A 17,089-nucleotide genomic window follows, 5' to 3' on the forward strand; every position below is an offset into this window, starting at 1 on the left:
TGACGGAACGGAACTCCAGTCACATAACATAATACCAATTATGCGATTGTTGAATGGTAGCAACAGGGCGCCACTATGATGCGCCCTGTCGACAATCAATCAGGTTGCTGCATTGCGCGCCTATGCGCTGATCTTGTCACGCGGCTGTGCTGCGCTCAGCGTTTCAAAGGCTTCATTCTGGGACAGGAAGATCTGGCCGCTCAGCGCATCCAGGAAATGGCTGCGTTTCAGACGATCCATGACTGGCCCTTTAACCTCGGACATATGCAGCTGGATCCCCATGTCAGACAGCCGTTGGTTCATTTCCTCAAGCGATTCAAGCGCACTCAGATCGATTTCGTTCACCGCAGAGCACATCAGCACGACGTGTTTGATCTCATCACGGCCTTCGTGCACGCGCGCCAGGATCAGGTCCTCCATACGCCGCGCGTTGGCGAAGTACAGGCTTTCGTCGATCCGTAGCGTGACCAGCGAAGGATCGGTCACCACGTTATGGCGGTGAATGTTTCGGAAATGCTCGGTTCCCGGCACCTGCCCCACCTCGGCCACGTGCGGGCGCGAGGTCTTCCAGACGAACAACAAAAGCGAGACCAGCACACCAGCAGCGACACCGGTTTCCACACCAACCAACAGCGTCAGCAGGATCGTGGTCAGAACCGCGGCGAAATCGGCTTTGGAATAGGTCCAGGCAGTTTTGAGAATCTTCAAATCAACCAGTGAAAGGACCGCAATGATGATGGTCGCTGCAAGCGTTGCCTTGGGAAGGAAATACAGCAGCGGCGTCAGGAACATCGCCGCAAAGGTCAGCCCAACGGCGGTAAAGGCGCCCGCAGCCGGGGTGCGCGCACCGGCGTCAAAGTTGACGACCGATCGTGCAAAACCGCCTGTCACCGAATAGCCACCAGACAAGGCAGAGGCCAAGTTCGCAGCGCCAAGGGCTTTAAGCTCTTGGTTTGGATCAATTTTCTGACGGCGCTTGGCGGCCAAGGTCTGCGCGACCGAGACACTTTCAACATAGCCGATAATGGTGATCAGCGCGGCAGGACCAATCAGGGCCGGAACCAGCGCCCAATCGATCATCGGCAGGCCAATAGGCGGCAGACCGGTCGGCACCTCGCCAACCACGGAAACCCCCATCTCTGGCAGGTTCAGCGCCCAGGACAATACGATCGTTCCGATGACGGCAAAGACCGGGCCAACCCGGGCTGCGGTTCCGGCGGCGCCTTTTGACAGGCCGAGCTTTTGGTGCAGCACGTTCGCCATATGTCGGCGCACCCAGATCAAAAAGCCGAGGGCCAGCGCGCCGACCCCCAGGGTCCAGAAATTGGCCTGACCAAGCCCCTGCCCCAGCGACAACAGAATCTCCGGCAGATTGTGACCATGCGCTGGAATGCCCAACAGATGCTTCATCTGGCTAACTGCGATCAGCAGCCCCGAGGCCGTAATGAAACCAGCGATCACGGGATGCGACAGCAGGTTGGCCACCACCCCCAGACGCAAGGCCCCCATCGCTGCCAGCATCAACCCGGACAGCAGCGCCAGCACGGCGGCTGCGGCAGTGAACTCTGCAACAGTGTCCAGACCCAGCGGCGCCAGCGCAGATGCGCTCATCAGCGAGACCACGGCAACCGGCCCCACGGCCAGGGCACGCGAGGTGCCGAAGATCGCATAGGCCACCAAAGGCAGGATCGACGCGTAAAGCCCGACCTCGGCAGGTAGCCCGGCGAGCAAGGCATAGGCCAGTGACTGCGGGATAAGCATGATCGTGACGATCACTGCCGCTGTCATATCCCCGGTGAAATCAGGGCGGTCATACCGTCGTCCCCAGTCCAAAATTGGAAACAGGGATTTCAAGTCGATGCGGGACAGTGGCGAAGACATTGCGGAGGCTTTCCTGAGAATGGATCGCGCCGCGCACCCGATCAGGTGTCAACGCGCTCAATACATATTCGTAAAAGCATATATATATTCGATGAGAGGGAGGAAAGCCCTTTCATTAAAATTGTTACCGCACGCCCCTGTACGCCCTCGTAAAACACTGTTAAAAAAGAATTAAGTACAAAGGATACTGCAAAGCAGCCCTTCAATTCCGGCCGGTGTTATTGCAAAAATACCGGGGCAATTCTGCATGTTGCGACTTGCAGAAACGCAGGTCCGGTGCTTAGCCGCACAAGAAGGGGAATGCGCCCCTCCCTACCCTTTGCGATTTTCTATGGATTTACGTCGAACCTTCGGACTTCGGGGCCATTTGCGTGTTTACGCCTTTGCTTGAGAACTTGGCCTCAACGCCATGCTCAGATGCTGATAGCATCCCGTGGCGGTTAACTTCGGTAAATGGTGGATGGACGGCGGCTGACCGTGCGGGAGGTTGCTAAAAATAAGCACGGGCAATTTGAAGCATCCCTTGCTTCTGCTGCAGCGTTAACCTCTGCCTTTACCGTTTTGGATCCATTTCGCAGGGAGACGAGCGAAAATCCTGTGCCTTTGTCTTTGCAGTGATGTGAGAACGAGGGCGATCTGCATTATTGCAGGCCTGAAATGCAAAACCGCAAGGCCGGTGGGCACTTGCGGTTTCGAGACCGATGTCAGTCAATCGGGGCCAGACCGTGGAAATTAACGATCTGGCCCCGGATTTTGGCGCTATTCGTTAAAAGAACGCCTGCAGGCCAGTCTGAGCGCGGCCCAGGATCAGTGCGTGAACGTCGTGCGTGCCCTCATAGGTGTTGACCGTTTCCAGGTTCACCATGTGGCGGATGACCTGGAATTCCAGGCTGATGCCATTGCCGCCGTGCATGTCGCGGGCCATACGAGCGATATCCAGCGCCTTGCCACAGTTGTTCCGCTTGACGATCGAGATCATCTCGGGCGCGGCATTGGCGGCGTCCATCAGGCGACCAACACGCAGCGAGGCCTGCAGGCCAAGGGTGATTTCGGTCTGCATATTGGCCAGTTTCAGCTGGAACAGCTGGGTGTTGGCCAGCGGACGTCCGAACTGGGTGCGGTCCAGACCATACTGACGTGCGGCGTGCCAGCAGGCTTCGGCGGCGCCCATCGCGCCCCAGCTGATGCCGTAACGCGCGCGGTTCAGACAGCCGAACGGACCTTTGAGTCCTTGCACGTGCGGCAGCAGCGCGTCTTCACCGACTTCGACGCCATCCATGACGATTTCACCGGTGATGGAGGCACGCAGCGACGCCTTGTTCTGGATTTTCGGCGCGGAGAGGCCCTTCATGCCTTTTTCCAGCACGAAACCACGGATCTTGCCGCCGTGCTCTTCGGATTTTGCCCAGACGACAAAGACATCGGCGATCGGCGCGTTCGAAATCCACATCTTGGAGCCGGTCAGCTTGTAGCCGGTTGCGGTCTTCTCGGCGCGGGTTTTCATGCCCGCGGGGTCAGAACCTGCGTCGGGCTCGGTCAGGCCAAAGCAGCCGATCCATTCACCAGAAGCCAGTTTCGGAAGGTATTTCTGGCGCTGCTCTTCGCTGCCATAGGCATATATCGGGTACATCACCAGCGAGCTTTGCACCGACATCATCGAGCGATAACCGCTGTCGACGCGCTCAACTTCGCGCGCAACCAGGCCGTAAGACACATAGCCTGCCCCCAACCCGCCGTATTCCTCGGGGATGGTGGTGCCCAGCAGACCCATCTCGCCCATCTCGCGGAAGATGGCGGGATCGGTGTGTTCGTTTTCATATGCTTCGGTGACGCGCGGCTGCAGCTTTTCCTGCGCATAGGCGCGGGCCGAGGCAGCGATCATGCGCTCGTCTTCGTTCAGCTGGTCGTCCAGACGCAGCGGATCTTCCCAGTTGAAGCCGCTCAGATCGGGCGCATCCTTGGCCCGCAGTTTAGGTGCATCGGTCATGTCTTGCCCCTTTGTCGTTGATGTTGAAACCTGCGGCGACCCTAACGGTGGGTTAAGAAAAAAAACAGCGAGACTTTTGCAAGCATATATGAGTAAACAGCATACATGAGTGCACCACGTCGTTTTCTCCCGTCCATTTCTGCCCTGCGCGCGCTCGAGGCGCTGGATCGTTTGGGCAGTGCATCGGCGGCGGCGGCCGAATTGTCGCTGACGCAAGGCGCGGTGAGCCGCCAATTACAGGCGCTCGAACGGCAACTGGGGCTGGATCTGGTACACCGGGACAAGAAAAAACTAACCCTGTCGGCCGAAGCGCAGGAATACGCCGGAGAAATCCGTGCCGCGCTAAACCAGATCGCCCAGTCGACGCTGCGCCTTCAGACCGCGCCCTTGGCTGGAACGCTGAATCTCGCGATCCTTCCGGCCTTTGGCATGCGCTGGCTGATGCCGCGCCTGCCGGAATTTGCCCGGCTGCATCCGGATGTTACCATCAATATGACGACGCGGCTGGAGCCTTTCAGCTTTGCCAGCGAACCCTTTGATGCGGCGATCCATTTTGGCCGCGCAGAATGGCCGGGCACCGACGCCCTGTTGTTGAAACATGAACAGCTTTTGCCGGTCTGCGCACCGGATCTGGTGGTCGGCACGGCCTTGCGCGGCCCCAAGGACATTCTGCACCTTCCACTTTTGCATATTCAAACCCGCCCCGAGGCCTGGTCGGATTGGTTTACCGCACAAGGCGTGGAGGCACCAGAGACCGTTAGTGGTACCATGTATGATCAATTTGCAACCATTACCCAGGCCGCAATGCACGGGTTGGGGGTCGCCTTGATGCCGGATTATCTGGTGGAGCAAGACCTGGCGACCGGACGGTTGGTGGCGCTGCACCCTGCCCCGACAGAAACGCGCGGCGCCTATTATCTGGTCTGGCCGACCAGCAAATCCAACGCGCCTGCGCTGCGCAAATTCCGCGACTGGCTGGCCACCAAGGCGCAGCCCGAAGATCCGCTGCCGCGCTGAACCACGCCCAACCACCAGTCAAAGCAAAGGGGGTGCCCTCCGCACACCCACCCTGCGTGCGCCGCTGTGGCCCAATCCATGGGATCAAGCGGAGCACGCAAATTTGGAAAAATTAGCCGAGCGCGTAGCCCGCGCCGCGCACCGTGCGGACAGGATCGTCGCCGCCATGCTGGGTCAGCGCCTTGCGCAGTCGCCCGATATGGACATCCACGGTGCGGGTGTCGACGTAGATGTCGCGGCCCCAGACACGGTCCAGCAGCTGTTCCCGGCTCCAGACGCGGCCCGGCTTTTCCATGAAGGTCGACAGCAGGCGGAATTCGGTCGGCCCCAGTTTCAGGGGCTGATCCGACCGGCTGACCTTGTGGGTCTCCGCATCCAGAATGATGTCGTCAAACTCCAGCCGCACGCCAACGGTGGACGGACGCACCCGGCGCAACTGGGTCCGCACCCGCGCCATCAGCTCGATCACCGAATAGGGTTTTACCACGTAGTCGTCAGCGCCGGTTTCCAGACCACGCACCTTGTCCACCTCTTCGGAACGGGCCGAGAGCATGATGATCGGAATACCGCGGGTTTCGGGCCGTGTCTTCAGGCGGCGGCAGACTTCGATTCCGCTGAGGTTCGGCATCATCCAGTCCAGAACGATGATGTCCGGCGTGTCCTCCTCGACCAGAAGTAGCGCCTCTTCGCCGTTTTCGGCGCGGATCACACGGAACCCGTCTGCTTCGAGGTTGTAGGCCAGCACTTCACGCTGCGCCAATTCGTCCTCGACGACCAGAACAGTGGGCTGATCGGCAGCCATGTCTTAGACCTCCTGCGGAGTGGTTGAGGTGGTATCGGCCTTGGGACGGTCGTCTTCGGGACGGCTGCCGGTAACCAGGTAGATCAGCTCTTCGCAGATCGAGGTTACGTGATCCCCCATGCGTTCGATGTTCTTGGCGATGAAATGCAGATGCATGCAGGGCGTGATGTTGCGCGGATCTTCCATCATATGGGTCAGGAATTCGCGGAATAGCGCATTATACATCTGGTCGACGTCGCGGTCGCGGGTGATCACATCGCCCGCCAGTTCGACATCGCGCTGGATATAGGCGTCCAGCGCATCCTTCAGCATCAGTTCAACCTCACGCGCCATCCGGCGCAGGGCGGCGGCGCTGTCCAGCGCATCATGGCCCTGGATCAGGACCCCGGTGCGTTTGGCGATATTCTTGGCGTAATCGCCAATGCGTTCCAGATTGCCGGCGATTTTCATCACCGACAGCACCACGCGCAGATCCACCGCGGCCGGGGCGCGGATGGCGATCACCCGAGCAGCTTCCTCGTTGATCAGCTCTTCAAGCCCGTCGATGGCCTTGTCGTCGGCGCGCACCTTCTGGGCCAGTTCCTCGTCTCGGGTTTCCAGCGCGCGCGCAGATTCCATAATGGCGGCTTCGACGAGCCCGCCCATTTTCATGATCCGGGCCTGGATCGCCTCCAGATCCCGGTCAAATGCGGATGCGATATGTTGCTCTTCCATGTCTCAGTCCTTGCAATGAGGGATCAGCCGATACGGCCGGTAATGTAGCTTTCGGTCCGCGGATCTTCGGGGTTGGTGAAGATCTGACCGGTGTTGCCGAACTCAACCAGGTTGCCGAGGTGGAAGAAGGCGGTTTTCTGGCTGACGCGGGCCGCTTGCTGCATCGAGTGGGTGACGATCACCACCGAATAGCTCGCGCGCAGCTCGTCGATCAGCTCTTCGACCTGGGCGGTGGCGATCGGGTCCAGCGCAGAACAGGGCTCGTCCATCAGCAGGACTTCGGGTTCGGTCGCCACGGCGCGGGCGATGCACAAGCGCTGCTGCTGACCACCGGACAGGCCGGTGCCCGGCGCGTGCAGGCGGTCCTTCACCTCGTCCCATATGGCGCCGCGGCGCAGGGACTTTTCGACGATCTCATCCAGTTCGGCCTTGCTCCGGGCCAGCCCGTGAATGCGCGGGCCATAGGCCACGTTGTCATAGATCGATTTCGGGAAGGGGTTCGGTTTCTGGAACACCATGCCAACCTTGGCGCGCAGCTGCACCGGATCGACCCGCTTGTCATAGATGTCTTCGCCGTCCAGCAGGATCTTGCCGGTGACGCGGCAGATGTCGATGGTGTCATTCATCCGGTTCAGGCAACGCAGGAAGGTCGACTTGCCACAGCCCGAAGGACCGATAAAGGCGGTCACGGTATTGTCTTCGATCTCGACATTGACGTCTTTGATCGCGTGGGTGTCGCCGTAATAGACGTTGACGTCGCTGGCCGAGATTTTGATCGTGTTGGTCACAGTCTTATCCAGTCTACTCATGTCGTTCATATCGGTGCCCCCTACCAGCGGCGTTCAAAGCGGCGGCGCAGGATCACGGCCACCGTATTCATGGTTACGAGGAAAACCAAAAGGATAATGATGCCGCCCCAGGCCCGCTCGTAAAAGGCCGGGTCGGCGCGTTTGGCCCATTCATAGATCTGCGCGGGCATGGCGGAGTTCGGCGCCAGCAGACCATCGGCCAAGGTTTCCGGCGCGTTGGAGGCGATGAAGCCCACCATGCCGATCAGCAGGAGCGGTGCGGTTTCGCCAAGCGCCTGCGCCAGGCCGATGATGGTGCCGGTCAGGATACCGGGCGCGGCCAGCGGCAGCACGTGGTGGAACACCGCTTGCATTTTCGAGGCGCCGACACCCAGTGCCGCATCGCGGATCGACGGGGGTACCGCCTTCAGCGCGGCGCGGGTCGAGATGATGATCGTGGGCAGGGTCATCAGCGTCAGCACCAGACCACCCACCAGCGGCGCCGACATCGGCAGGTGCATGTAGTTGATGAACACCGCGAGGCCGAGGATACCAAAGACGATGGACGGCACAGCGGCGAGGTTCGAGATATTCACCTCGATCACATCGGTGAGCCAGTTCTTGGGCGCAAATTCCTCAAGATAGATCGAGGCTGCAACCCCAATGGGCAGCGCCAGCGCCAGCACCACCAGCATCATGAACAAGGAACCCATCATCGACACGCCGATGCCGGCGGCCTCTGGGCGTTGGTCCGAGGCATCCGCCCCGATGATGAAATCGATGTTGAAGGTCTTCTTGATCACGCCTTCGGCGACCAGCGCATCGACCAGATCCAGCTGCGCAGCCGAGATGTTCTTGTCGTTCTCAATACTGTCACGGCTGACGCGCCCTTTCAGGTAACCATCAACGCGGCTTTGCGCGAGAAAGCGGAACTCGACCGTCTGTCCGATCTGATCGGGGTTTTCGATGACAAAGGCCCGCAGCTGGGCGACGGCGTTCTTGGACAGAAGGCCGGCCATGTCCTTGGACTTGAGCCCGGTTTCGATGCCGCGCGCGTCGATCATGTCCTGCATCGCGCCCTTGACCAGCGGGGCATAGCCGAAGGTGGTGACCTTCTTGATGTCCTCAATGTCGCGGTTGCCTTTCTTGTCGAGTTTGCTTTCCAACAGTTCCACGTTCAGCGTGACAAAGGTCTGCTGAAAGGCGCCCGCGCCGCGGCCCACGATGGTGGTGACCAGGACGGCCAGCATCATCAGGCCCACAAGGATGGCCGCAATGCCATAGGCCTTGAACCGGGTCTCGGCGGCGTTGCGTTTGCGGGTGCGGGGGCTTTGCGACAGGAGCGATCCGCCCTTGGTCGTCTGTGGCCCGCCAGAGCCGCCGGAGGTGTGACTGATATCGGTCATTAGTCGTACTGCTCCCGGTATTTGCGCACGATATAGAGGGCCAGAACATTGAGCCCCAGCGTCAGAACAAAGAGGGTCAGGCCCAGAGCGAAGGCGACCAGCGTTTCCGGGCTTGCGAAATCGGTGTCGCCGGTCAGCTGGCTGACGATGCGGGTGGTGATGGTGGTCATCGATTCCAGCGGGTTGAGCGAGAATTTGGCAATCGCCCCTGCCCCCATGACCACGATCATGGTTTCGCCGATGGCGCGCGAGGCGGCCAGCAGCACGGCGCCGACGATGCCCGGCAGCGCGGCCGGCAGAACCACCTGACGCACGGTTTCGGATTTGGTGGCACCAAGGCCAAGCGAGCCATCGCGCATCGACTGCGGCACCGCGTTGATGATGTCATCGGACAGCGACGAGACAAAGGGGATCAGCATGATGCCCATGACCAGACCTGCGGTCAGAACCGAGGTGGCGCCGCTCATCCATTCGACGCCAAGAACGCCGTTTTCGCCCTGACCGAAAAAGCTCACCAGCAAGGGGCCGACGGTCAAGAGGGCAAAGAGACCATAAACAATGGTCGGGATACCTGCGAGGATCTCCAGCAGAGGCTTGGCAAAGGCGCGCACCGCCGGGCCGGCGTATTCGGAGAGGTAGATCGCTGCGAACAACCCCACCGGCACTGCCACCAGCAGCGCGATGAAGGAAATATAGAGTGTGCCCCAGAGCAGCGGCAGGATCGACAATTCGCTGTCACCGCGAAAATTCGGCGCCCAGGTGGTGCCAAAGAAGAAGTCGGTCCAGGAATGCAGCCCAAAGAAATTCTTGGTCTCAAACAGCATCGACAGAACGATGCCGATCGTGGTCAGGATCGCCAGAGAGGCCGCCAGGATCAGCAGCGCCATGACAACCCGCTCCACCACGTTGCGGGCACGGAAATCCTTGTCCGACTTGCGATATGCCAGCCCAAAGCCGCCAAGCGCCAGCAGGAGAACCGCGACGGTCATTGCCGTGCGGCCTGTGTGCGACAGCCCCCGGTAGGCGCGCGCGGCGTCCAGAACTTCGGGACGCACATCAGCGCCAAGCGCGACGCCAACCTCCCCCAGAATGCCCCGCAGGTCGCCGGTTTCGCTGTCAAATTCGCGCACTTCGCGGGTGCTCAGCGCGCCCTGCTCAACCGCCAGATCCAGCCCTTCGGCCACCCGGCGCGCATCGCTCATCACGAGGCTGAGCGAAGCATTTTCCGGCACCAGATCCGCGGGGATCATGGAGGACACCCGGTTTTCGATCAGCATCGGCTGCGCCAATAGCCAGATCACCAGAGCCGCCAAAGACGGGATCAGTGCGCTCAACCCCACATGAGAGCCGTAGTAGCTCGGCAGGGAATGCAGCAGGCGCGGGTCACCACCGGCCGAAGCAAGCGCGCGGCGACGGCCCAGAACATATCCGGCGGCCGCGATGACACAGAGTAGAACAACAAGCCAGAACGTCGGCATCAAAGGCTCCGTTTGGTGGCGGATTAAAATTCAGAGTGTCCGATTGGACAGAGAAATGGCCGGGGGAACGTCCCCCGGCCAAATCAGATCAGCGGGGGAATGATTAGGAGTTTCCGCCCATTACGTCTTCGTTTGCAACCGCTTCCTGGGTTTTCGCCAGTTCCGGGTCTGCAACCAGACCGTATTCGGCCAGCGGGCCATCGGGGCCTGCAACTTCGTCGGCGATGAAGAATTCAGCATATTCTTTCAGGCCGGGGATCACGCCGATGTGGGCTTTCTTCACGTAGAAGAACAGCGGGCGCGAGACCGGGTATTCGCCGGTTGCGATGCTTTCGGTGGAGGGAACGATACCGGACATGGTTGCGACCTGCAGTTTGTCGGTGTTGTTCTCGTAGAAGGCCAGACCAAAGACGCCGATGCCGTCTTTGTTGCTCTCGATGCGGGCCAGGGTCTCGGTGTAGTCACCGTCGATGTCCACGGAGACGCCATCGGTGCGCAGGGAGATACAGGCTTTCTCGGCGGCTTTCTTCTTGGCTTTATCGCTGTCGCCTTCGGCGCCGGCCAGGATGTGCTCGAATGCGCCGGTGGCTTCGCAGCCCGCCAGGATCACTTTGTCTTCGAAGACTTCACGGGTGCCGTGCTTGGTGCCGGGGATGAAGGCCTGGATCGGCTGCGCCGGGAAGGCCGGGTTCACGTCAGCCCAGGTTTTGTTCGGGTTGGCGACCATTTTGCCGTCGACCATGATTTCGTCGGACAGAGCCAGGTACCAGTCGGTCGGGGTGAATTCGAAACCGTTGCCGTTGATGTCGGAGGCAAAGACGATCCCGTCATAACCGATACGCACTTCGATGATGTCGGTGACACCAGATTCGGCACAGGCCTTGATTTCTTTGTCTTTGATTTTGCGCGATGCGTTTGCAACGTCGATGGTGTTTTCGCCAACACCTTCGCAGAAACGCTTGAGACCGGCCGAAGAACCGCCGGATTCAACAACCGGTGTCGGGAAGTCGAAGTTTTCGCCAAAGGCTTCGGCAACGATCGAAGCATAGGGCAGCACGGTCGAAGAGCCGGCAACCTGCACCTGATCACGTGCGGCGGCAGCGGTGGCCGAAACGGCAGCGATTGCCAGGGCGGATGCGGAAAGTTTCACAAAGGACATTTCAGTCTCCATGAGGTGTTAGAAGGTTCACGATCACCCCCACGATGATCTTGGCCTCCTGCTAAAGGGCGGTCATGTGGCTTTTGTGACAGGTATGTAACAGGCATATGACAATCGCCGGATTGTGACGGAAATTGTGACAAAAACCTTATCCTAATGGTTCACGGCGCCCACACGCCCCTGTGCAATCCGCAAGGGGGCGTTCTTATCTTTCGTTTTTCGGAAGCGGATAGTGGCGCAGGAAGGTTACTGCGGCAGGATCACGGTGAAGGATGCCCCTGCCCCAAGATCGCTTTCGACCCTCAGTCGGCCCCGGTGCCGGTTGATGATGTGTTTGACGATTGCCAGACCCAGACCGGTACCGCCCAGCTCCCGCGAGCGATGGCTGTCGGCGCGGTAGAAACGCTCGGTCAGGCGTGGCAGATGCACCGGATCGATACCCGGACCATTATCGATCACCTGGATGCGGGCCGCCGGGGCGCGCAGGGCCGGATCACGCTCCATCGGCGTCAGCACCACGCGCACCTCATCGCCACCGTATTTGATGGCGTTTTCGATCAGGTTGGTGAAGACCTGTTGCAGCTGATCGGAATCGCCGGTGACATGCACCGGCTCGTCGGGCGCCTCAAGCGACAGGGCGACATTGCCGGCCTCCGCCAGCGGCTGCATGGATTTCAGGGTGGATGTCAGATGCGCCGTAAGGTCCAGTTTTTCTTTTGGCCGCACCCGCTCCGCGCTCTCGACGCGGTTAAGGGACAGAAGATCGCCGACCAGACGGTTCATCCGGCTGGCTTCCCCTTCCATGATCGCGAGGAAGCGATCACGGGCCGCCGGATCGTCGCGGGCGGCGCCGCGCAGGGTTTCGATAAACCCCATCAGCGCGGTCAACGGCGTGCGCAATTCATGGCTGACGTTGGCGACGAAATCGCGGCGCATCTGGCCAGCCTGTTCGCGCTCGGTCACGTCGGTGAAACACAACAGCACGGCGCCGCCATTGACGGCACCGATGCCGGGGACGTAGCGCAGGCTCACCTCGAATGTGGTGTCCTGCGCGCCGTCATTGGACAGATGTCGGGCGGTGCGCGCAGATTTGTCCTGCAGACAGGCTTCGATTGCAGCGGTGACGCCGGGCTGGCGCAGGATGGTGGCGAAGTGCCGCCCCTTCAGCTGCTGCCCCAAAAGGGTGGTGCCGGCCGCATTGGCCCCGATGAAGCGTTCGGTCTGATCCACCAGCACCGCAGGCAGCGGGATGGCTTCGAGAAACCCTTCGATCAGCTCTTGCGTCATGGCACTTTGGCCCCTTTTGGATGGCGGTTCGGCCCGTGTACCTTTCCAATGTAACGGTTTTATTATGACGCTGCGGCCGCCGCGACCGCCTCGGAGAACACCGCCAGTAGCGCCGCCGGGTCCTCCAGACCAACCGACACCCGGAAGAACCCTTCGCTGAGGCCGAGGCCCGCGCGTTCTTCTGGCGTCAGCGCCCGGTGCGACGAGGAGGCCGGATGCGACAGGGTGGTGCCCACATCACCCAGCGTCGGGGCAAAGTTCAGCCCGTCCGCCGCGCGGGTAAATGCGTTGGCCGCGGCCCGGCCGCCTTCGAGTTCAAAGCTGACCATATTGCAGCCCTGCCCCTTGAGCAGATCCATGGCGCGGTCATGATCCGGGTGATCTTTGCGCGTCGGGTAGATCACGCGCTTGACACCCGGCATCCCGGCCAGATGATCGGCCAGCGCCGCCGCCGTGGCCTGGCTGCGCTCGAACCGCAGCTCAAAGGACAGCATGCCGCGCTCGGCCAGCCAGCAATCAAACGGGCTGGGTGTCATGCCGGTGGTGACGGAAAACACGCTGAGCCGTTCATTCAGCGCCGGATCGCGTGCCACCACATAGCCCAGCATCACATCGGAGTGGCCGGCTAGCAGTTTGGTGATCGAATGGATGACGATATCGGCGCCGTGGTCGAACGGCTGAAACCCGCGCGGAGTGGTAAAGGTATTGTCCACCACCAGCAGAATACCGGTTTCCTTGCACAGGGCGGACAGCCCGTCGATATCCGCCACCGCCAGCGTCGGGTTCGACACGGTTTCGACCAGGATCATCTTGGTCTCCGGACGGATCGCAGCACGCACGGCCGCAATATCCGCCGGATCGGCAAGGCTGGTTTCGATCCCCAGACGCGGCAGGTCTTCCTTCATCAGGCGCAGCGAGCGGCCATAAAGCTGGTTGCCGCCGATCACGTGATCGCCGGTTTTTGTCAGCCCCAGCAGAACCGCAGAAACCGCTGCCATGCCCGAACCGGTGACAACCCCGCCCGACATGCCTTCCATCGCATCCAGACGTTTGGCCACCACATCCGCGTTCGGATGTCCCTCGCGGGAGTAGGTATAGCCGTGCACGCGGCCTTCATACTGGTCATCCAGCGCATCAGGGGTTTCGCTGGCGTAAACCACCGAGGGGCTGAGCGGCGTCACGACCGGGTGGCTTGCACTATGGGGAAGCGGATCGGGCCGCATCAGCGAGCCTTTGGAATTTCTCATTTAGTCGACCTTTTGCAGTTCTTCACGAAAGCGGCGCATGTTGTCCTGGTAATGGAGCGCGCTCCACTTCAGCTTTTCGATTGTTGCCTCATCTACCTGACGCACAACCTTGCCCGGAGCGCCCATGACCAGGGAGCCATCGGGAATTTCCTTGTTCTCGGTGATCAGCGCACCTGCCCCGATCAGGCAGTTCTTGCCGATCTTGGCGCCGTTCAACACGGTCGCGCCCATCCCGATCAGGGAGTTTTCGCCGATGGTGCAGCCATGCAGCATTACCTTGTGACCGATGGTGCAATTCTTGCCGATGCTCAATGGGAACCCAGCGTCAATATGCATGACGACGTTCTCCTGCACATTCGATCCTTCGCCGATGCGGATCTCTTCGTGGTCGGCGCGGATGGTGCAGCCGAACCAGACCGAAGATCCGGCCTCCATCACCACCTTGCCGACCAGGTTGGCATCGGGGGCAACCCAGGTATCTTCGTGGATCTCGGGCTTGTCTGTTCCAAGGGCGTAAAGGGTCATGACATTTCCTCAAACTCTGCTTGCAGACCGCGCACGTGATCCACCAGATGCGGTTGCTGGATCCGGCGCAGGCGGGTCGCGGTGATGATGGTGCGCAGGGCTTCCTCGGTGGTGTCCAGATCGTCGTTGATCAGCACATGGTCATAGCTGCCCCAGTGGCTGATTTCGTCCCAGCTTTTCTCCATCCGCCGCTTGATGGTGTCGGCATCGTCCTGACCGCGGCTTTCCAGTCGGCGGCGCAGCTCGTGGATCGAGGGCGGCAAGAGGAAGATCGACAGCGTGTGCTGGCCAAGGTCCGAATTGCGGATCTGCTGCGCCCCCTGCCAGTCGATGTCAAACAGCACATCCTGACCCGCGTTGATCGCCGCCCGCACCGGTCCCTTGGGAGAGCCGTAGAAGTTGCCGAAGACATGCGCGTGTTCCAGCATCTCGCCTTCGGTGACGGCGGCTTTGAATTCATCCACCGTGCTGAAGTGGTAATCCTGACCGTCGACCTCACCCTCGCGCGGGGCACGGGTGGTGGCAGAGACCGAGAACCGGATGCTGTCGTCCCAGCTCCGCAGCCGTTTCGCCAAAGTGGATTTGCCTGCGCCGGATGGCGACGACAGGATGATCAATAGGCCTCGCCGATCAGCCATCAGCTGCTCTCCTCAAATTCTATAGTCTGGGTCATTCGATGTTCTGCACTTGCTCGCGCATCTGATCTATTATCGCCTTCAGCTCAAGCCCGACAGCGGTCAGATCGCTGCTTTGCGCCTTGGAGCACAGTGTATTGGCCTCGCGGTTGAACTCCTGCATCAGGAAATCCAGCTTGCGCCCTATCGGGCCACCGGCCTCTAACAGCTCACGCGCCGCACGCACATGGGCGGCAAGACGGTCGATTTCCTCGGTCACGTCTGCCTTGACCGCAATCAGCGCCAGTTCCTGCGCCAGACGGTCGGGGTCCATGCCATCGGAATTCGCCAGAACCCGTTCAAGATTGGTCTTAAGAGTTTCCGCGATTCTGGGCTTGCGCTCTTCTGCCAGAGCCGCCGCCGAAGCGCTGAGGGCCTCCACTTGGTCCAGTTGACGCTTCAATACATTAAGCAATTGGGCGCCTTCGGTCCGCCGCATTTCGGTGAGGCCCGCCAAAAGGGTTAAGAATTCGTCCTTCAGCGCTGCCACCAGCGGCGCCGGGTCGTCCTCTGTCACCGCGTGTTCCATCACCCCGCGCAGGGCTAGAATGTCCGATGCCGACGATGGTTTCAGGTCCACTCCCGCCGCCTGTGCAGCTGCTTCGGTCTGCGCCAGTGCCTCCAACACCGACGTGAGTGCCGCCGGGTTCAGTTGCAGTGGCCCGCCCCCCTCTTCCCGGCGCGTCAAACGCAGGGTCAGCGAGATATTCCCGCGCGATAGAGATTTGGAAAGTGTTGATCTGACAAAGGGTTCCAGACCCTCCAGCCAATCGGGAATGCGCGGGCGCAGGTCCAGACCCTTGGCGTTGACCGACCGGATTTCCCAGCCCCAGCTATGCGCATCAAGGCCCCCTTGCGCGGATGCGAATCCTGTCATGCTGTTCACAGTCATACACTCAGCCCTTCGTCGTTTTCTGCGCGCGACATTGCCACAAAGGCGCCGATAAGCACAACGGATGCGGGCCTTATTCTTTGGTATAGAAGGCCTATCCGGATCCCGTTAACCATTGCTTGAAGAAATAGTCATAATTTGAATCATATTGTGCCATATTAATGAAGCAGTAAGGATTTGGGCGGATATTGTTAAGCAGCCTTAAGAAAGCTTAACCTGCCGCCGCAGACAGTCGGGATTCTCCCGGCAAGCAAAAGGACACGGACATGTTTTTCGGCGGTCGCAAAAGCTCTGGACAGAACAAGGGTCACGACAAGGTGGTTCCGATGGACAACTTCCGCAGCCACACCCCCGTGTCGGCGATGCGCCAGGCAGAAGCCTACTGGACAGCCCTGCGTCGGGGGGATGACATTCCCAGCCGCTCGCAAATCGATCCGCGTGGTCTGGAAAACATCCTGTCCCAGACCTTCATTCTCGAACGCGTGGCCCCTGGCATCGCCCGGTTCCGCCTTGCGGGCCAGAAGGTCAACGAGATGGCAGGCATGGAAGTACGTGGAATGCCGATCACGGCGTTCTTCACCCCCGATGCCCGCAAACAGCTGAGCGCTGCATTGGAGCATATGTTCGAAGCCCCAGCTATCGTTGAGCTGGAGCTGCAAACCGAACCCTCGCGTCTGCGGGGCCGCCGCGAGGCACGGATGTTGCTGCTGCCGCTGCGCAGCGATCTTGGCGATGTCAGCCGGGCGCTGGGCGTCTTCGTCTCGGAAGGCAACCCGACGGGAACATCACAGCGCTTCACGGTGTCCTCGATCGAGATGCGGACCATCTCTCAGGGCAGCACCGATGGCGAATTCAAGGCCAAGCCGCGCGAAGAGAAGCAAGATATCAATACGCCGAACCCCGGCTTTGCAGAAACACAGGAGCGGTTCACGACCGAAAAGTCCATTCTGGACGAGGCGCGCGCCCTTGCCGACCGCGGCACCCTGAAGGCCACGCCGGATGCAGAAAAACCGGGTGAAACCGCAGACAGCGGTGCCAGCCAAAAGGCGCCCAAACGCGGATCACATCTGCGTCTCGTGGTCAGCCGCGACTAAGCACAGACATAGCCGGAGCACTCCGGCCGAGATTCCGGTCCAAGGTCATAGCACCGGAAAATACGCCCCGCGGAAGAACTCCCGGGGCGTTCCCTTTTCTGCCAGACTTCACCGTTTTCAAGTCTGCCATGCAGCTCA

General features: G+C 60.4%; 15 protein-coding genes. 2 read left to right on the top strand and 13 right to left on the bottom strand.

Translation table 11 applies throughout. The annotated features are described in order from the left end of the window. Window positions 1-120: 120 nt before the first annotated feature. The gene (locus SM763_RS00160; RefSeq protein ID WP_368996918.1) at window positions 121-1,881 is read right to left on the bottom strand and encodes a SulP family inorganic anion transporter; all 1,761 of its coding nucleotides are present in this window, start codon (window positions 1,879-1,881) and stop codon (window positions 121-123) included. A 766-nt stretch (window positions 1,882-2,647) separates the two neighbouring features. Then, the gene (locus SM763_RS00165; RefSeq protein ID WP_368996920.1) at window positions 2,648-3,868 is read right to left on the bottom strand and encodes an acyl-CoA dehydrogenase; all 1,221 of its coding nucleotides are present in this window, start codon (window positions 3,866-3,868) and stop codon (window positions 2,648-2,650) included. A 105-nt stretch (window positions 3,869-3,973) separates the two neighbouring features. Between SM763_RS00165 and SM763_RS00170 the strand changes: the two genes are divergently transcribed. Then, window positions 3,974-4,885 carry a LysR family transcriptional regulator gene (locus SM763_RS00170; protein WP_368996922.1) on the top strand — a complete coding sequence of 304 codons (912 nt, stop codon included), beginning with the start codon at window positions 3,974-3,976 and terminating at the stop codon, window positions 4,883-4,885. Window positions 4,886-4,997: 112 nt separating this feature from the next. Here the strand turns inward: SM763_RS00170 and phoB are convergent, their stop codons facing one another. From phoB to SM763_RS00225, 11 genes are all read right to left on the bottom strand, one after another. Then, window positions 4,998-5,687, bottom strand: a complete 690-nt coding sequence (phoB, locus tag SM763_RS00175; RefSeq protein ID WP_065270283.1) for a phosphate regulon transcriptional regulator PhoB — start codon at window positions 5,685-5,687, stop codon at window positions 4,998-5,000. Window positions 5,688-5,690: 3 nt separating this feature from the next. Further along, window positions 5,691-6,401, bottom strand: a complete 711-nt coding sequence (gene phoU / locus SM763_RS00180) for a phosphate signaling complex protein PhoU (protein WP_065270282.1) — start codon at window positions 6,399-6,401, stop codon at window positions 5,691-5,693. A gap of 23 nt (window positions 6,402-6,424) precedes the next feature. Beyond that, window positions 6,425-7,219 carry a phosphate ABC transporter ATP-binding protein PstB gene (pstB, locus tag SM763_RS00185; RefSeq protein ID WP_065270281.1) on the bottom strand — a complete coding sequence of 265 codons (795 nt, stop codon included), beginning with the start codon at window positions 7,217-7,219 and terminating at the stop codon, window positions 6,425-6,427. A gap of 11 nt (window positions 7,220-7,230) precedes the next feature. After that, complete coding sequence (pstA, locus tag SM763_RS00190) at window positions 7,231-8,595, bottom strand: phosphate ABC transporter permease PstA (protein ID WP_368996924.1); 1,365 nt, start codon at window positions 8,593-8,595, stop codon at window positions 7,231-7,233. Then, window positions 8,595-10,073 (bottom strand): phosphate ABC transporter permease subunit PstC, encoded by a 1,479-nt coding sequence (gene pstC / locus SM763_RS00195; RefSeq protein WP_368996926.1) that lies wholly within the window; start codon window positions 10,071-10,073, stop codon window positions 8,595-8,597. The genes pstA and pstC overlap by 1 nt, the downstream gene beginning before the upstream one ends. 103 nt (window positions 10,074-10,176) lie before the next feature. Continuing rightward, complete coding sequence (locus tag SM763_RS00200; protein WP_368996928.1) at window positions 10,177-11,232, bottom strand: substrate-binding domain-containing protein; 1,056 nt, start codon at window positions 11,230-11,232, stop codon at window positions 10,177-10,179. Window positions 11,233-11,478: 246 nt separating this feature from the next. Beyond that, window positions 11,479-12,519, bottom strand: a complete 1,041-nt coding sequence (locus tag SM763_RS00205) for an ATP-binding protein (RefSeq protein WP_274832244.1) — start codon at window positions 12,517-12,519, stop codon at window positions 11,479-11,481. A 62-nt stretch (window positions 12,520-12,581) separates the two neighbouring features. Beyond that, on the bottom strand, window positions 12,582-13,766 hold the full coding sequence (locus SM763_RS00210) for a trans-sulfuration enzyme family protein (protein WP_065270277.1): 1,185 nt from the start codon (window positions 13,764-13,766) through the stop codon (window positions 12,582-12,584). Then, a complete protein-coding gene (locus tag SM763_RS00215) occupies window positions 13,767-14,291 on the bottom strand; it encodes a gamma carbonic anhydrase family protein (RefSeq protein ID WP_274828112.1) in 525 nt (174 codons plus the stop codon). Beyond that, on the bottom strand, window positions 14,288-14,929 hold the full coding sequence (gmk, locus tag SM763_RS00220) for a guanylate kinase (protein ID WP_274828111.1): 642 nt from the start codon (window positions 14,927-14,929) through the stop codon (window positions 14,288-14,290). Before gmk ends, SM763_RS00215 begins: the two co-directional genes overlap by 4 nt. A 31-nt stretch (window positions 14,930-14,960) precedes the next feature. Beyond that, window positions 14,961-15,857 carry a YicC/YloC family endoribonuclease gene (locus SM763_RS00225; RefSeq protein WP_368996930.1) on the bottom strand — a complete coding sequence of 299 codons (897 nt, stop codon included), beginning with the start codon at window positions 15,855-15,857 and terminating at the stop codon, window positions 14,961-14,963. Between the two features lie 266 nt (window positions 15,858-16,123). Here SM763_RS00225 and SM763_RS00230 point away from each other — a divergent pair, with 266 nt between their 5' ends. Continuing rightward, on the top strand, window positions 16,124-16,951 hold the full coding sequence (locus tag SM763_RS00230) for a PAS domain-containing protein (protein ID WP_274828109.1): 828 nt from the start codon (window positions 16,124-16,126) through the stop codon (window positions 16,949-16,951). Window positions 16,952-17,089 lie beyond the last annotated feature (138 nt).

Origin of the sequence: Pseudophaeobacter sp. C1-32P7, assembly GCF_041008775.1 — a bacterium.
Classification (GTDB): domain Bacteria; phylum Pseudomonadota; class Alphaproteobacteria; order Rhodobacterales; family Rhodobacteraceae; genus Phycobacter; species Phycobacter gallaeciensis_A.

Coding starts and splice junctions, on each gene's coding strand:
- SM763_RS00160 (WP_368996918.1), bottom strand. CDS start 1,881: ATGTCTTCGCCACTGTCCCGCATCGACTTGAAATCCCTGTTTCCAATT.
- SM763_RS00165 (WP_368996920.1), bottom strand. CDS start 3,868: ATGACCGATGCACCTAAACTGCGGGCCAAGGATGCGCCCGATCTGAGC.
- SM763_RS00170 (WP_368996922.1), top strand. CDS start 3,974: ATGAGTGCACCACGTCGTTTTCTCCCGTCCATTTCTGCCCTGCGCGCG.
- phoB (WP_065270283.1), bottom strand. CDS start 5,687: ATGGCTGCCGATCAGCCCACTGTTCTGGTCGTCGAGGACGAATTGGCG.
- phoU (WP_065270282.1), bottom strand. CDS start 6,401: ATGGAAGAGCAACATATCGCATCCGCATTTGACCGGGATCTGGAGGCG.
- pstB (WP_065270281.1), bottom strand. CDS start 7,219: ATGAACGACATGAGTAGACTGGATAAGACTGTGACCAACACGATCAAA.
- pstA (WP_368996924.1), bottom strand. CDS start 8,595: ATGACCGATATCAGTCACACCTCCGGCGGCTCTGGCGGGCCACAGACG.
- pstC (WP_368996926.1), bottom strand. CDS start 10,073: ATGCCGACGTTCTGGCTTGTTGTTCTACTCTGTGTCATCGCGGCCGCC.
- SM763_RS00200 (WP_368996928.1), bottom strand. CDS start 11,232: ATGTCCTTTGTGAAACTTTCCGCATCCGCCCTGGCAATCGCTGCCGTT.
- SM763_RS00205 (WP_274832244.1), bottom strand. CDS start 12,519: ATGACGCAAGAGCTGATCGAAGGGTTTCTCGAAGCCATCCCGCTGCCT.
- SM763_RS00210 (WP_065270277.1), bottom strand. CDS start 13,766: ATGAGAAATTCCAAAGGCTCGCTGATGCGGCCCGATCCGCTTCCCCAT.
- SM763_RS00215 (WP_274828112.1), bottom strand. CDS start 14,291: ATGACCCTTTACGCCCTTGGAACAGACAAGCCCGAGATCCACGAAGAT.
- gmk (WP_274828111.1), bottom strand. CDS start 14,929: ATGGCTGATCGGCGAGGCCTATTGATCATCCTGTCGTCGCCATCCGGC.
- SM763_RS00225 (WP_368996930.1), bottom strand. CDS start 15,857: ATGACTGTGAACAGCATGACAGGATTCGCATCCGCGCAAGGGGGCCTT.
- SM763_RS00230 (WP_274828109.1), top strand. CDS start 16,124: ATGTTTTTCGGCGGTCGCAAAAGCTCTGGACAGAACAAGGGTCACGAC.